Here is a 15,606-nt window from a genome sequence, read left to right on the forward strand (position 1 = left end):
CCTCAGGGGTTGGTTTCGGAACGGCTATCCGCTTGTGCGGTCAGCATTTTGTCTGCCTGGCGGAACCAGGCCTGAGCCTGTTCGGACTCAAGTGGCCGTGCCAGGTAACGCTCGGGAAATTCCCAGATCACCAGTTGTGGCGGTTGGTCCCGGAAGTCGGAAGAGTTGAGGTAATTGACCATCGGCACGATGGGCCCGTCGCCCTCTTCGGCCACGTTGATCAGGTCCTGGCCCAGATGCTTTCGCAAGGCACCGGGAAAGTCCCACAGCTCATTGGCGCTGTAACTTGTACCTACCAGCACCGTGTTCGTTGAGTCCTCGCCAAACAGAGTGCCGGCATCCGCCTGACCATCACTGCTGGCGCGTGTGGTCCTTGGCTTCAGTTGATCAGGCGCCGGACCAAACTCGGTGAACGCCGGGGCCACCGGGATGTAATTCAGCAGGTCACCGCGATGCTGCACAGGCTGGCCAACCGACGTCACAAAGGCCTGCTCGCCCCAGGCCAGGCCATTGAACCGGTTACGGATAAACTGGGCGGCGCCTTCGGCGAACAGGTTTGCACCGGTCGGAGACCAATGGGTATCCGTCCTCAGAAAAACGGACTTACCGTGACGCTGCGCCTGCTCCAGCGCGGGCTTCAGTTCCGGAGCCGGGATACCCGCCCCTGCCAGCGACTGCTGGAACAGGTCATACAACGACACCATCACCGGCTCGGGATGAATACTTCCCAGCTTTTCCGAATGGATGCGGGCCTTGGCTGGCACCACCAGCACAACCAGCGGAATGCCTTCGGCCAACAAATAGTCGGCGATTCGGTGAACACGACGCAGGTTACGGTTGACCACCTCCGCGTCACGGCTGGCCGGGTAGATTTCCTCGTCGGTGAACAGCCACTCATCCTTACCAACCACCACGCCCTGACGACCCTCGTCAAAAAGCGTGTAATTGATAGCGGCCCAGAGGTTGGTTCCCAGATCCTTGGCCGGGAACTGCTCGTCGTAGTGGCTTTCCAGGCTTCGGGCCAATTCACCGTTGACCGGACTGAGCTCTTTTTTGGCCTCGTAGCCCAGCAGGGGCCTCAAGGACAGCACGCCCAGAGCCAGGACCAGCGCCATGAAGAGAAAAGCCGTGATTCGTGCGGACGTTTTGGTCATCAATTCCACCCTCAAAACTGGAAATACAGGAATGGTGAAAAGCTTTCAGCGGACAGCTTGAGCACTGCCAGGCCAAAAACCGGAACCAGCAATGGAGCGACAGCAGATCGCCAGGCGGGCACAACCGGGAAAAGACCACGGTGCCCCAGCCGGTCCCTGGCTCCCATTAGCGCGATCACGCCATACGCCACAGCCAGGATGGCCAGGTTCAGATCCCGGATTCCCTGGAGAAAGACACTGCTAAGCCCCGCCCCATCGAAACTGAACATGGCGCCGTAGAAGCCAAAGGCTTCCGTCAGCGTGCTGGCCCGGAAGGTGACCCAGCCGAGCATTACGAAGAGCAACGTCAGCGCCCAGCGGAAGAAGCGGAACCCCGATGGGCTACCAGACACACCCAGTGCCCGCTCTATCGACAGCAGCAACCCGTGCCAGGCTCCCCACAGCAGGAACGTCCAGTTGGCGCCATGCCAGAGTCCGCCAAGCAACATGGTGAGCAGCAGGTTGCGGTAGGTTTTGACGGTGCTGTCGCGGTTGCCCCCCAGGGGGATGTACAGATAGTCCCGCAGCCAGGTGGACAGGCTGATGTGCCAGCGGCGCCAGAATTCGGTAATGCTCTGGCTGATGTAGGGCTGGTTGAAATTCTCGGTAAACCGGAACCCCATCATCAGGCCCAGGCCAATGGCCATGTCGGAATAACCGGAAAAGTCGAAATACAACTGCGCGGTGTACGCCAGGATCCCCAGCCAGGCGTCCGCCGTGGTGGGGTCAGACAAGGCAAAGGCACTGTCCGCCAGCGGGGCAATGGAGTCGGCGATGAACACTTTCTTGATGAAGCCCTGCATGAACCTGACCGCCCCCTCACCGAACTTTTCCAGCGTATGGGTGCGGTAGGTAAACTGATCCGCCAGGTCCTTGTAGCGCAGCACCGGCCCCGCAATCAGCTGCGGGAAGAGCGCAATGAACGCCGCGAAATCGATAAACCGTCGGGTCGGGTCGGTATCCCCACGGTAGACATCCACCACATAGGAGATCGCCTGGAAGATGTAGAAGGAAATCCCGATTGGCAGGATGATGTTCGCCATTTCCAGGGGCTGGCTGCCAGCGGCAACCAGGAGATTATTCAGGCTATCGACGCCGAAGTTGGCGTACTTGAAATAGGCGAGTGTGGCCAGATCGCCACCCACACCAACAGCCACCCACTTCCGGGCCTTTGCGGTCCCGATACCGGCGCGATGTATTCCCAGACCGATGACATAGTTCCAGAGCGTCACCGCCACGAACAGCAGCAGGAAATCCACCCGCCACCAGGCGTAGAACGCGTAGCTACCGATCAGGATAACCAGTGAGCGGTGCCTGAACGGTGTCAGGTAGTAGAGGCCGAGAAAGGCCGGCAGGAACAGAAACAGGAAAATGTTGGATGAGAAAACCATGTCAGTTCTCCGCCTGCGTTACCTGCCCCGATACCACGGCCGAGGGCTCAATAAACACCGCACGGCTCTGGTTCCTCAGAGCATCGAAGATCTGCATCTGGTATTTGCCGAGCACGCCCTCAAAGTGGATACCCACCTCTGATCTGGGGAATCGCATACCCACGTCATACAGCGCGATATAGGCGGGGTTGTCCGTAGACAGGGGACCGCTGGCATTGGACACCAGTTCGCCGCCCACCACTCTCATCGACACTTCGTAGTCGTAGAAATCTTCCTTGAAGTTGCGATCGGTGGCGGACAGGTCCTTCAACTGGCCGTAGATGCCCCAGGTACCGTTGAGCACGGCAACATTGTGGTAGACATCCACATTGCTGCTGTTCCTCACTCGGATGCCGTTGCGCAGATTATTCATCACCCGGTTGCCCCAGAGCAGATTGTCGGGTGACTCGTAAAGCCCGATACCATCGCCCTGGTTGTCATAGGAAACGTTGTTGGCCACCACGTTGTTGCTGCTCTGGCGGTCCAGCACGATGCCGGACAGGCCATTGTTATAGCTTCGGTTTCCAACGATCCAGCTGTTATTCACCTCGCGGGAAATAATGATTCCATGTTTCTCACGGGTGCCATACACCTCGTTATTGGCAATGATCAGCCCGCTGGAATAGTCGTGGGGATCGATGCCATACACGATGTTGTCGCGGTAGACGTTGTTGACGATGGCAACATCTTCCGCCTCGTAGCAGTAGAACCCGTAGTAGAGATCCTCAAAGGTGGAATCAATCAGCCAGGCATGGGGCGCCTTGCGCTTCAATTTGGCATTGTCGTATTCGGAATACTGGGCCACGGTGAACCCGTAGGATTTACTCTGGAGATACCCAAGATTGGCCATGGTGGTGCCGAGAATGAAATTCTCGCTGCCGCCCCAACCCACGTAAAAAGGCCGGAAGCTGCCTTCTTCCTGAAACGTTGCCGGACCATCGGCCTCCTCACGCCAGCCAACAATCTTGCTATCAATGGCAAACAGCCAGCCGTCGTTGGCAATGAAGGCGCCCCGTTCCTCGGAAAGCCGCAGCGTCTGGTCACGCATGACCAGCGTGGCATCCTGTCGGACGGCCAGTGGCAAACGGATGATGTAAGTGCCGTCGTCGGTGCGTTCCATGTAGCGCTGGTCATTCACCTGGCGGTACACATCGTCCAGAGTCACCTTGCCGCGATTGATCAGAATTGCCTGAGGGTGTGAGAACTGACGGATCACCCATTCGCGCGCCCGGCCCTCATCCACGAAATCGCCGAGCGCACTGACATCACCGATACGCTCCACCGTTACATTCGGTGGCGTGTCTGGCCGGCTGGCCAGCCGTGCCTCGACGGCATCACGGCTATACGCCGACACATCGGGAATTTCCGGCTCAGGCCGATAAAGGTCCTCGCCGGACTTTATCTCAATGCCATAGTCCCCGATCTCAGGCGCAATCGCCGGGGGCGCATTCACCGTTTGGGCATCGCCGGCACTGCCGGCAGCAACTCCCTGCATTGGCAGAATCAGTGCGGTAATCAGCAGACACAGTACCCACTTGGTTTCTCGAGCTTTCATGAGTTCTCCTCAGAACCGCTTCGACAAGTCCACGACCACCCGATGCCTGGTGTCATCAGCCTCATCCCCATAGGCATCACCCGGCATGAAAACACCCCCGCGCAGACGGACATCGAACGCCGCCCAGGAGGTTGAGGCACTGTCTCCGTAGTACCCCAACACCAGGTCCACCGACTGGCCCAAATCATCACTGGCCCCGGTAAACCCCGGCTCGACGAGATCGGAGCGCAGGGTTCCGGCCTCATCGCCCAGCCAGTAGCGGTGGTACAGCAGGTTGGCATCCCAGGTATCCCGGTCAGACAACGCGGTATAGAAGGTGAATACCCGGAGATTGGTCCACTCAGGCTGAATGGCTTCACCGAAACGCTGGACCTGGGAACGGGTACCGGTAAATCGCGAACGGTTACTTTCCAGACTGGTTTGCCGGAACGCATCGCTCTCGCCTGGCTCACCACCGCCGGAGGCTACCGCGCCATGGGCGCCGATAACCCAGCGCGGCATATCCAGTAACTGGGCACGCGCACCAAGGTCCGCCGCCCAACCGGAAACATCACGTTCATGGGTGCTGTAGCCACTTGGGGCGCCGGGGTCCGTGCCGACAACGGTGTCGGTACCGTTGACCGCCGCCACCGAAGCGAAGTACTGGAAGGCATCGTGTGAGTGCCAGTCAAAATAGTTCCGGTCGGCCTGAACAGCTGTCCAAGTCAGTGAGTCAGTAAAGCTGTCGTCCACGGCCTGGCCACGCGCCGCAAACTCGTCCGCCTGGTCGCCGTAGCCCTGGCCATGGGTGGCCAGAAAGCCCAGGTAATGGCCTTTCCGCCATTGCCAGCGGGTGTGGGCAAAGAAGCGCCCGATGTCCTGCTCATCCTCCTGAAGCTCGTTGTCGTCCGTTCGCAACTCGGCGAATTTCTGGGCAACGCCCACCGTGGTGTCCAGCAACGAGGTATCGAAAATCCAGCGCACGAGGGTGATGTCGTCGTCCCACCACATGCCGCTATCTTCTTTCAGGCGCTCACGACCGAAGCGAATCGACTCGCCCGGATAGTCGCTGAGGCCGTTGTAATCCAGCCAGGCTTCCCGAAGGGCAAAAAACCCATCGGTGGTGGTGCCACCAATTTCATCGCTAACGTCCACCTGCCCGGTGGCCGCGAACGCCTGCAGGCGCAATTTCGAACGCCAGTGAGGCGACAACTGCCATACCCACTCAGGCTTGATATCAAGCCCCGCTTCGTTGGATTTGGTCGCGCCATTGGGGCCCAGCCCAAGGCGACGATCGCCTTCACTGATGAAGCTGAGCTTGGATCTCACGTTTTGCTCAACCAGCCGCGGGTAACCCTGGTCCGCCCCGGCTTCTCCGGTTGACTGCGCCATCGCCTGCGCCGCACCCATTGACGCCAGACAGCTGATGGAAAGCGCGAGGCGTGTTAGTCGATAATTCGTCATAAGCTGCATTGAGCCTATCCTCCTTGTTCCGTAGTCTTTGCCGGGCCGGAAGCGCCTTGAGCGATCATCTGGCGACGGGCGGCACGTTCTTGCTTGTAAAGGGCCTCGGCCCTCATCTCGGTGTGCTCCGGCAGTGTCAGCACCATCTCCACCATCAGTTCCTTGGCCCGCTCAACGCCCCCTTCCAGGGCCAGCAGCGCAAAACTCCACGCATAAAGCCGGTTAACCTCTATTCCCCTGGCTTCCCAAAAGAGTTCGGCAAGGACGTAATCGGCCTTCGGGAAGCCCCTGCGAGCTGCCGCCAGAAGATGCTTCTTGGCCTTCTCAGGCTCTGGTTCACCGAGGTATCCGCGTTTGTAAATGCGCCCAAGCAGGTATTCCGCCGAGGGATACTTTTCGCGCGCCTCCATGGCATAGCGGACCGCTTTTTCAGGATCAGCCGGCACGATGCGGCCCCGTTCATAGGCGCGGGCCAGGGAAAGGGACGCTTTCAGGTCGCCGTTGTCCCGCGCCTGCCGGAGCATCTCAATCACCACGTCCGGTTCGGCCAGGTAGTTGTTCTCCATGATCAGCTTGGCGCGGGCCGTCAGGGCGGGCACGTAATCAGGGGTCAACAGGAGGTACAACTCGTTGGTGGTGGACACCTGCTTCCGCGGGGATTCGTCGTCCGAGAGCCAGCGCGCAAACGTGTACAGGTCACGGTCTTCAATGCGGCCCTCGTCCCAGGCCTGTTTGGCACGTTCAACCAGTGCCTCGAGATCCTCATCACGTCCCTCCACCAGATACACCCTGGCCAGCAGCTGGAAGCATTCAGGGTGGGCTTCGGCAATGGGTGCACACAGACTTTCAATCTCGTCCGTGCGCTCAGCGAACTGGCCAGTCGTCACGTAGTAACGGGCCAACGCCACATCGCCTTTCGGATCGCCGGCGGCACGGGCCTGCTCGATCAGTTCGAGGGGATTGCCGTTGGGAAACTCATTGGGAAAATTGATGTACAGGTTGACCAGCGGAATCAGCGCCGTCTTGTCGCCTGCCGCAAGCGCCTTCCGGAGGTAGCGAGCACCATTGGCCCGCTCCTCCGGGGTGTCGCCTTCCCGGGCGTTCATCTTGCCGATCCGGATGGCGGCCCGCTCGCTGCCCTGTTCAGCAGCCTTGCGGTACCAGTCCAGCGCCTGCTTACGCGCCGCTGGCGTGTCCTCCTCGGCATACAGGTCGCCCAGTTCAACCTGGGCATCCATCAGGCCAAACCGTGCCAGCTCTTCCAACTGCGCCCGTGCGTCCTGAACGTTGCCTTCGGCTGCGGCTTTCTCCGCCCGCTGAACGTCGGGGAGGTTACCGCAACCGGACAGGGCCAGAGTGAACAGGCCGGCAATGCACGCAACTCGCATCATGCTATGCAACTCCCTCAACCTTCCGAGAACCGGTCAACGACCTTCTGCAGGCTCGGCAGCCGGAACTGGTCAACCGTGACCCCGATGGGGCGCCCGATCGCTTCGCTCGGCAGTGGTTCATCAGACTCGATAGACGCACTGATAACGTCGATCAGCCCGCCCTGGGCCTGGGAATTCACGTAAAGGGACGTAATGCGCCCTGTCTGCTCTATGCCACTGGGTAGCCGCAGCGTCACCTGCTGCCCTTCTTCCAGTTTTTCACCCTGGTCAAAGGGGAAGTTGGCAACAACGTGGGCAGACGAATCCATGGGTGCCATAACAGCGACTTGTTCACCCTTGGTCATGTATTGATCCTGGGCCGCCCTCAGGTTCAGCACCTTGCAATCACAGGGGCTGGTGATCGTTCCCCGAACCCGCTGGTCCAGCAATTCCTCAATCTGGCCAACGCTGTAGTTGCCCTCACCAACCAGGTCATTCACGTAAGACATCATCGGCGCGTCAAAGGTAGCGACAGGCTCGCCCGCTTTAACCTGCTGGCCGGACTTGACCAGCGTGGTGACCTTGGCGTCTTTGGGAATGGTCAGGGGAATTTGCTCTGACGCCACCATGGCGGACTCCGCCTTGGTCACGAAATAGATATCCCACAGTTCGGAGGCAACAAAACTGACAGCCCCCAGGCCAATCACCATCACGATCAGGCTTCCCACCATGGCCCGGACCTTGCCGAAGAACCCAAGGTCATTGCTGCCCTTGCCTTTGCGGGCCTTGGTAAAGTTTTCGCGGGACAGAGTGTTGAGTACGTCTCCGGCGGAAACCACTTCACCGCTAAGGAACGCGGTAATGAGGTATCGCAGGGCCGAAACCTCCCGGGGTCCCAGGTTCTGGAACTCACACCCGCAGCGATCATTCATCGAATCAAAACTGCGCGGAACAAAGCTCACATCGATGGCAAGGTCAAAGCCGTCAACCTTGAACACCAGGCGACCCTTGTAGACCCGGCCCTGACGAAAGGACTCCAGGCCCGTGTTGACACTGAACCCGCCGGCGGACAGATCGGCCACCGGAAAGTTGTGGGTTGAGCCGCCAAGGCTAACAAACAGCTTGGCCGGAATTCGTACCCGGGCATACTGTCGCTGTGCTTCGGATTCATGGACAAACTGCGGTTCAATATCTGCCCTACTTGCTGCCATATTCATTGCTCTGATCCTTGTGTGTTGTCCCAACGACGATTGGTGTACATAAGAAAAACCTCCCCTTGCGCTATACCAGCTTCATAACCACCGCCAGAAAGACGCTGCCCGCGGAGAACGTCATCACTCGTGACGACCAGCGGTTCATGCGTTGCTGGAACGACGCGTTGTTGGCACTGAATCGGGTTTTCTGGCGTGTCCACGACTGGCGATCGAGCCGGAAAAACACATAGATCTTCACCAGCGACCCGAAAATCTGGTTGAAATAGAGAATGAACGGATAGGCCGGCCCGACCGAATGCCCGGTGGTGATGAGCAGCATGGTCAGCACCAAACGGGTAAGCCCGATCCACAGCAGATAGGCCACCAGCACAATCCCGGTGTACTTGATGGCGGCGACAATAGCCGCTGTCAGCCCCAGGATGCTGGTCCACATGGAAATGCGCTGGTCATACAGCACGTAATAGGTGAACCAGCCAAGGCGCCACGGGCCAAGCTTGGTCGCCCGTGAATTCTGCCGCAGGGAATTGCCATACCAACGAAACATCAACTGGCGGGCGGAGCGGATAAAGCTGGGATCAGGCGGATGCTCCACCGTGCGGATGGTGGCGTCCGGCACGTAGAAGGTGTCGTAACCCAGGCGCATCATGCTGTACCAGCTGGACTTGTCATCGCCGGTCAGGAACCGGAATTCGCCAAGCCGCCAGTGCTTGAGGGAGTCGTACTCCACGTCGCTGATAAATTCCGGACGGGTAACCACGCTGGCCCGGAACACCGACATGCGGCCCGTCAGCGTCAAGACCCGGTACGACAACCCCATGGAACACATATTCATGTGGCGCTGGGCAAACCTCAGCTTGTGCCACTCAGACATCAGATAGCTGCCACGCACCTCACAAAACTCGTTGGTGGTCAGCGCGCCAATATTCGGCATCAGCCGGAAGTAGGGCGCGGTCTTACGAACCACACCGGGTTCCAGGACGGTATCGCCGTCCACCACGGCCACTACCGCATGTTCATCGGGCAGGTCCCGTGAAATCGCCCGGAAGCCATATGCCAGCCCGTCCCGCTTACCAGTGCCCGGAATGCGCACGATCTTGAGCTTGATGTGGCCCGGGGGGGCCAGCTTCCGCCACATCGCCCGCATCAGCATTTCATCGGAAAGCTCAACCACCGACGCAACCACCGTGGTTGGCCAGCCGCACTCAACGGCTTCCCGGATAATGGAGTCGTAAACCATGGCGGTGGTGCCGGCGTCGATACGGAAGCTGGTCACCATCAGATAGACGTGGGATGGAGCGGCGTTCTCGCCCAACGCCATCGCCCGGCGACGAATCCGCGGAAACACCCACTTGAGGAAATACATCGCACGCAGAAAATGCGTGAAACCAACGGAGTACCGCCAGATACCAATCACCCCGATGACCAGAAGGAAATGGGCGCCGCCCCGCACCGTATAGGTGGTGGGCAGGGAGATTGCCAACGCCCCCAGCAGGGAGAGAAAAAGCAACCAACCGCCTGTTCTGGACACTGTATTGTCTGCGATATAAGACATGCCGTGCGTTCCTGAAATAACGTTCCGTGCTTTTCCCCAACGGACGCCCTGGCACCGCTAAAAGCATCAGGGCATCACGCAGGGAATTGAAGGCCTACCAGCAGATGCCTTCCAGCACCTCGGTGGTTGTCGTTTTCATGAACCCGACCAGATCCACCACCCGCTTACCTTCAGGAACTTCGGAAATCACCGTCTCGAAGAGCTCATCGTTATTGCCCACCACGATCACATCGGCGTGATCAATCACGCCGCGCAGGTCGCTGTGCATGAGGTTCGACAGGTGCGGAATCTTCTGGTTGATGTATTCGCGGTTAGCGCCGTGGGTTCTGGCGTAATCCACGTTGCGATCGAAAATCTGCAGGTCGTAGCCCTTGCCAATCAGCATCTCCGCCAGTTCCACCAGCGGGCTTTCACGGAGATCATCGGTGTTGGACTTGAAACTCAGGCCCAGCATGCTGACCTTGCGGCAGCCATAGCTGGTGAGAATCTTGAACGCGTGGGCGACCTGCTCGTTGTTGCTGCTCATGATCGAACTCAACAGCGGGTGTTTAACGTCCATCTGGTTGGCGCGGTAGGTCAGTGCCCGCACATCCTTTGGCAGGCAGGAACCGCCGAAGGCAAAGCCCGGGCGCATGTAATAGCGTGAGATGTTCAGCTTCTTGTCCTGGCAGACCACGTCCATGACATCCCGTCCGTCCACACCCATCGACTTGGCAATATTGCCAATCTCGTTGGCGAAGCTAACCTTGGTCGCGTGCCAGATGTTGCAGGTGTATTTGATCATCTCGGCAACCTCAATGGGCTTGCGGATGATGGGGGCATCAAGGTCTTCGTAAATCCGCGCCAGGAACTTTCCGGATCGCTCATCAAGCTCTCCGATCACCGTCATCGGAGGATGGTCATAGTCCTTGATGGCCGTGCTCTCACGTAGAAACTCCGGGTTGACACAAACACCAAAATCAACGCCGGCGCGCTTTCCGGACGCTTTCTCCAGCGCCGGAATCACCACATCACGAACCGTTCCGGGCAGAACCGTGCTGCGCACCGCCACCAGATGCCAATCACCCTTGTCCCGCAGGGCATTGCCGATATCACCGCAGACTTTTTCCACGAACTGCAAATCAAGATCGCCGTTCGGTTTGCTGGGCGTGCCGACACAGATCATCGACAACTCACTCTCCTGAACCGCGACGTGGCCATCGGTAACGCCATTGATAAACCCATTTTCACGACCGGCCCGGAGCAACTCCTCCAGCCCCGGTTCCACAATCGGCGACCTGCCACTGTTAATCAGATCAATCTTGATGGACGAAACATCCACACCAACAACGTGATGGCCTCGCTGGGCAAGACTGGCGGTACACACCGCCCCGACGTAGCCCAAACCAAAAATACTGACACGCATATCCTTAACTCCCCTGACTGTCATCCAACGATTCCCTGCTAGCGAACCGTCCTGAATCCAATTGTTGGTTAACTGGCGACACTCAAAAGGCGACGCAACAAACGCTCGCTCCCGAAAGAAAAAGCTCTTTCGTGAACTTTTTGACGATGCCGATGTCCACTTACGAGCAACCAGACACAACGCCAAAAACGCTAGCCCAATGTCCCTTTCGAACGTCCAGTTTGAATTGGGGGAACACGGTGGCAGACGAACCATTGGGAAATGGCTCACTTCGTCCGCGGCGCTCCAACAGCCAGAAAACTATCGTAACTAAACGTTAAATGCCTGTTACGGAATGATAATTTCAAATATCCACAGCAAATACATGTCTCTAATTTTGGTGTGGCGCGTCCTGATACGGATGGGTTGTAGCCGATTGAGCGAAGAGAAAAAATTCAGGGATGGATACTCGATATGTATGCTGGAAAGGCACATATTGAAGGAAAGAATGCGCCTTGATATTTCGTAATCGCAAAAAAAGAAAGATAGATATTATCAAATCGAATCAGGCGCTAAATTTTGGATGGAACCCGGTTGGAATCCCTGTCGTTATACAAGGCTGTAAAAATGAAATGGCCGCCCTGCCATGGTGCATTTTCGGCAAATCGTGCCGGTTCTTTGCCCAGCCCACCGTTGTTTCCATGAGCTCGATAGCAATTTCCACGCTACATACCGCCGCGCCGCCTCTCACCCGAACCTGACGCTCCACCAGTTACACTGACTGCAATACTCTGATGCCTGCCTGTTGAAAATGGACCCCAAAAATACTTTACGTTTACGTAAACTTTATCTAACCTAAGTCTAAAAAAGGGACACTGCCATGGACATCAAGAAAACATACAGCATCAGTGAGCTCGCCAAAGAGTTCGACGTGACAACCCGAAGCGTGCGCTTCTACGAAGACCAGGGCCTTCTGCACCCCACCCGGCGGGGGCAGACCCGCATCTTCAGCTCGAAAGACCGGGTACGGTTAAAGCTGATCCTGCGCGGCAAGCGCATGGGCTTTTCCCTGTCGGAAACCAAGGAGCTGTTCGACCTGTGGGACGAAACCCTCAGCGGTAACGAGAAACAGCTCCTGCTGATGCTGGACACCTTAGCCAATAAACGGGCGCAGCTGGAACAGCAGAAAAACGACATCGCCCAGGCGGAAATGGAAATGGACACAGCAGAAGCACGGTGCCGAGAGGCCCTTGCCGAACTGCAAAAGAAAAAGCGTCAACAGAAAAGGGCCACAAAAGAAGAGCCCGAATCTATTGAACAGAAATAGTGGCGGACACCGGAGCGAGCGGATATCGGTTTCCGAAACCGTGCGGAGCCATGGATGGCGGAGCCCGAGCGTACAGGGACGTATTTACAGCGTGTTTCGGAAACCGATATCCGCTCGCGGAGCCCGCGACCAACTCCAGTCTCGAGAGTAAAAGGTAGCCAACAATGAAATCACAATACTCAGAGTTCAATTTCGGCCTCGGCGAAACGCTCGATATGCTCCGTGGGCAGATCAACGGATTTGCCGCCAGCGAAATCGCACCTCGCGCCGAAGACATTGACCGGGAAAACCTGTTCCCCAACGACCTTTGGAAAAAGTTCGGCGACATGGGCCTGCTGGGCATTACCGCCGACGAAGCCTACGGCGGCTCCGGCATGGGCTACCTGGCACACGTCATCGCCATGGAAGAAATCAGCCGCGCATCGGCCTCTGTTGGCCTGTCTTACGGTGCGCACTCCAACCTGTGTGTTAACCAGATCAACCGCAACGGCACCGACGAGCAGAAAGAAAAGTACCTGCCCAAGCTCATCAGCGGTGAACACATCGGCGCCCTGGCCATGTCCGAACCCAACGCCGGTTCCGACGTTATCTCCATGAAACTCAGCGCCAAAGACGCCGGCGACCACTACGTGCTCAACGGCAGCAAAATGTGGATCACCAACGGCCCCGACGCCAACGTGTACGTCATCTACGCCAAAACCGACCCGTCCGCCGGCCCCCGGGGCATCACCGCTTTCATCGTCGAACGCGACACCCCGGGATTCACCCAGGCCCAGAAGCTGGACAAACTCGGCATGCGCGGCTCCAACACCTGTGAGCTGGTGTTCGAAGACGCCAAGGTACCCAAGGAAAACGTCATGGGCGGCGAAGGCAACGGCGCCAAAGTCCTCATGAGCGGCCTCGACTACGAACGCCTCGTCCTCTCCGGCGGCCCGCTGGGCATTATGCAGGCAGCCATGGACACCGTGGTTCCCTACATCCGTGAACGCAAACAGTTCGGCCAGGCCATCGGTGAATTCGAACTGGTCCAGGGCAAAGTGGCTGACATGTACACCTGGATGAACACCGCCAAATCCTACGTCTACATGGTCGCCATGTCCGCCGACCGCGGCAACACCACCCGTAAAGACGCTGCCGGCGCGATCCTGTATTCCGCCGAAATGGCCACCAAACTGGCCCTCGACGCCATCCAGCTGCTGGGCGGTAACGGCTACATCAACGAATACCCGACAGGCCGCCTGTTGCGTGACGCCAAACTGTACGAAATCGGAGCCGGCACGTCCGAAATCCGCCGGATGCTGATCGGCCGCGAGCTGTACCTGAACAACTAAGGGTGGTAGCTGCGGAAATGTCGGCAGCCAGCACCCAGGCATATCAAGGCGCTGGTGGGTGGGGCTTCCGGAACCGTAAAAAACAGGGATGTTTTTTACGAGCCTACAGGGACGTATTCACGGCGTGTTTCGGAAGCCCCACCCACCAGCGCCGAGGCACGGACTAAAAAAACGGACTAACAAGCCATGACGATACTCCAAAGCAAAGTTAACCCAAGGTCCGAAGAATTCCAGGCCAACCAGGAATCCATGGCCAAAGCCGTGGCCGACCTGCGGGACAAAGTAGCCACCATTCAACAGGGCGGCGGCCCCACCTACCAGGAACGCCACCTGGCAAGAGGCAAACTGCTCCCAAGGGAACGCATCAACCGCCTCCTGGACGACGGCTCCCCCTTCCTTGAAGTGGGCCAGTTCGCCGCCTACAACGTCTACGACGAAGAAGTCCCCGCTGCGGGCGTTGTTGCCGGCGTAGGCCGCGTCTCCGGCACCGAATGCATGATCATCGCCAACGACGCCACCGTCAAAGGCGGCAGCTACTACCCGCTCACGGTCAAAAAACACCTCCGCGCCCAGGAAATCGCCCTGCAGAACCGCCTGCCCTGCATCTACCTGGTGGATTCCGGCGGCGCCAACCTGCCAAGACAGGACGACGTCTTCCCGGACCGCGACCACTTCGGCCGCATCTTCTACAACCAGGCCAGAATGTCCGCCGACGACATCCCCCAGATCGCCGTCGTCATGGGCCTGTGCACCGCCGGTGGCGCCTACGTACCCGCCATGGCCGACGAATCCATCATCGTGCGCAACCAGGGCACCATCTTCCTGGCCGGCCCGCCGCTGGTAAAAGCCGCCACCGGTGAAGTCGTCAGCGCCGAGGATCTTGGCGGGGCCGACGTACACTGCAAAATCTCCGGCGTGGCCGACCATTACGCCGAAAACGACGCCCACGCCCTGGAAATTGCCCGGCGCTGCATCTCCAATCTCAACCGCCGCAAACCGGCGGACGTGGAGATTCGCAAGCCCAAGGCACCGCTGTACAACGCCGAAGAAATCTACGGCATCGTCGGCACCGACTTGCGCAAACAGTTCGACGTGCGCGACGTCATCGCCCGCATCGTCGACGGCTCCGAATTTGACGAATTCAAACGCTACTACGGCCAGACCCTCGTCACCGGCTTCGCCCATATCCACGGCTACCCCGTGGGCATCATCGCCAACAATGGCATCCTGTTCAGCGAGTCCGCCCAGAAGGGCGCGCACTTTATTGAGCTGTGCTGCCAGCGCAATATCCCGCTGCTGTTCCTGCAGAACATCACCGGCTTCATGGTGGGCCAGAAACACGAATCCGAAGGCATCGCCAAGCACGGCGCCAAAATGGTGATGGCCGTGGCCTGCGCCGAAGTGCCCAAGATTACCGTGCTGATTGGCGGCAGTTTTGGAGCAGGCAACTACGGCATGTGTGGCCGCGCCTACAGCCCCGACTTCCTGTGGATGTGGCCCAACGCCCGCATCTCCGTAATGGGCGGCGAGCAGGCCGCCGGTGTGCTCGCCACCGTCAAACGTGAAGGTATGGAACGCAAGGGCCAGGAGTGGAGCGCCGAGGAAGAGGCACAATTCAAGAAGCCCATCGTCGACTCCTACGAACACCAGGGCCACCCCTACTACGCCAGCGCCCGCCTGTGGGACGACGGCGTAATCGACCCGGCCCAGACCCGGGAAGTGGTTGCCCTGAGCCTGTCCGCCACCCTTAATCGCCCGGCCAAGCCAACACGCTTCGGCGTGTTCCGCATGTGACGGAGGACAACGC

General features: G+C 58.6%; 11 protein-coding genes. 3 read left to right on the plus strand and 8 right to left on the minus strand.

Annotation, left to right across the window (positions count from 1 at the left end):
• Positions 1-2: 2 nt before the first annotated feature.
• The 8 genes from NLU14_RS07825 to NLU14_RS07860 all read right to left on the minus strand — a co-directional run bounded on the left by NLU14_RS07825 (position 3) and on the right by NLU14_RS07860 (position 11,162).
• Positions 3-1,154, minus strand: coding sequence for an alginate O-acetyltransferase (locus tag NLU14_RS07825; RefSeq protein WP_275705656.1), 1,152 nt, complete (start codon positions 1,152-1,154; stop codon positions 3-5).
• A gap of 11 nt (positions 1,155-1,165) precedes the next feature.
• Entirely contained in the window at positions 1,166-2,584 is a 1,419-nt protein-coding gene (locus tag NLU14_RS07830) for an MBOAT family O-acyltransferase (protein ID WP_275705657.1), read from the minus strand.
• Position 2,585: 1 nt separating this feature from the next.
• Positions 2,586-4,178, minus strand: coding sequence for a NosD domain-containing protein (locus NLU14_RS07835; protein ID WP_275705658.1), 1,593 nt, complete (start codon positions 4,176-4,178; stop codon positions 2,586-2,588).
• Between the two features lie 9 nt (positions 4,179-4,187).
• Positions 4,188-5,630, minus strand: coding sequence for an alginate export family protein (locus NLU14_RS07840; protein ID WP_275705659.1), 1,443 nt, complete (start codon positions 5,628-5,630; stop codon positions 4,188-4,190).
• A 5-nt stretch (positions 5,631-5,635) separates the two neighbouring features.
• Positions 5,636-7,012, minus strand: coding sequence for a tetratricopeptide repeat protein (locus NLU14_RS07845; protein ID WP_275705660.1), 1,377 nt, complete (start codon positions 7,010-7,012; stop codon positions 5,636-5,638).
• Positions 7,013-7,026: 14 nt separating this feature from the next.
• Positions 7,027-8,208 carry an alginate biosynthesis protein Alg44 gene (locus tag NLU14_RS07850; protein ID WP_275705661.1) on the minus strand — a complete coding sequence of 394 codons (1,182 nt, stop codon included), beginning with the start codon at positions 8,206-8,208 and terminating at the stop codon, positions 7,027-7,029.
• 64 nt (positions 8,209-8,272) lie between these two features.
• Complete coding sequence (locus NLU14_RS07855; RefSeq protein WP_275705662.1) at positions 8,273-9,757, minus strand: glycosyltransferase family 2 protein; 1,485 nt, start codon at positions 9,755-9,757, stop codon at positions 8,273-8,275.
• Positions 9,758-9,851: 94 nt separating this feature from the next.
• A complete protein-coding gene (locus NLU14_RS07860; RefSeq protein WP_275705663.1) occupies positions 9,852-11,162 on the minus strand; it encodes a nucleotide sugar dehydrogenase in 1,311 nt (436 codons plus the stop codon).
• Positions 11,163-12,021: 859 nt separating this feature from the next.
• Here NLU14_RS07860 and NLU14_RS07865 point away from each other — a divergent pair.
• The 3 genes from NLU14_RS07865 to NLU14_RS07875 all read left to right on the plus strand — a co-directional run bounded on the left by NLU14_RS07865 (position 12,022) and on the right by NLU14_RS07875 (position 15,593).
• The gene (locus tag NLU14_RS07865) at positions 12,022-12,468 is read left to right on the plus strand and encodes a MerR family transcriptional regulator (protein ID WP_275705664.1); all 447 of its coding nucleotides are present in this window, start codon (positions 12,022-12,024) and stop codon (positions 12,466-12,468) included.
• A 164-nt stretch (positions 12,469-12,632) separates the two neighbouring features.
• The gene (locus NLU14_RS07870) at positions 12,633-13,799 is read left to right on the plus strand and encodes an isovaleryl-CoA dehydrogenase (protein ID WP_275705665.1); all 1,167 of its coding nucleotides are present in this window, start codon (positions 12,633-12,635) and stop codon (positions 13,797-13,799) included.
• A 186-nt stretch (positions 13,800-13,985) separates the two neighbouring features.
• Positions 13,986-15,593, plus strand: a complete 1,608-nt coding sequence (locus NLU14_RS07875; protein ID WP_275705666.1) for a carboxyl transferase domain-containing protein — start codon at positions 13,986-13,988, stop codon at positions 15,591-15,593.
• Positions 15,594-15,606: the final 13 nt, after the last annotated feature.

This window comes from Marinobacter iranensis, from assembly GCF_029207565.1.
Lineage (GTDB): Bacteria > Pseudomonadota > Gammaproteobacteria > Pseudomonadales > Oleiphilaceae > Marinobacter > Marinobacter iranensis.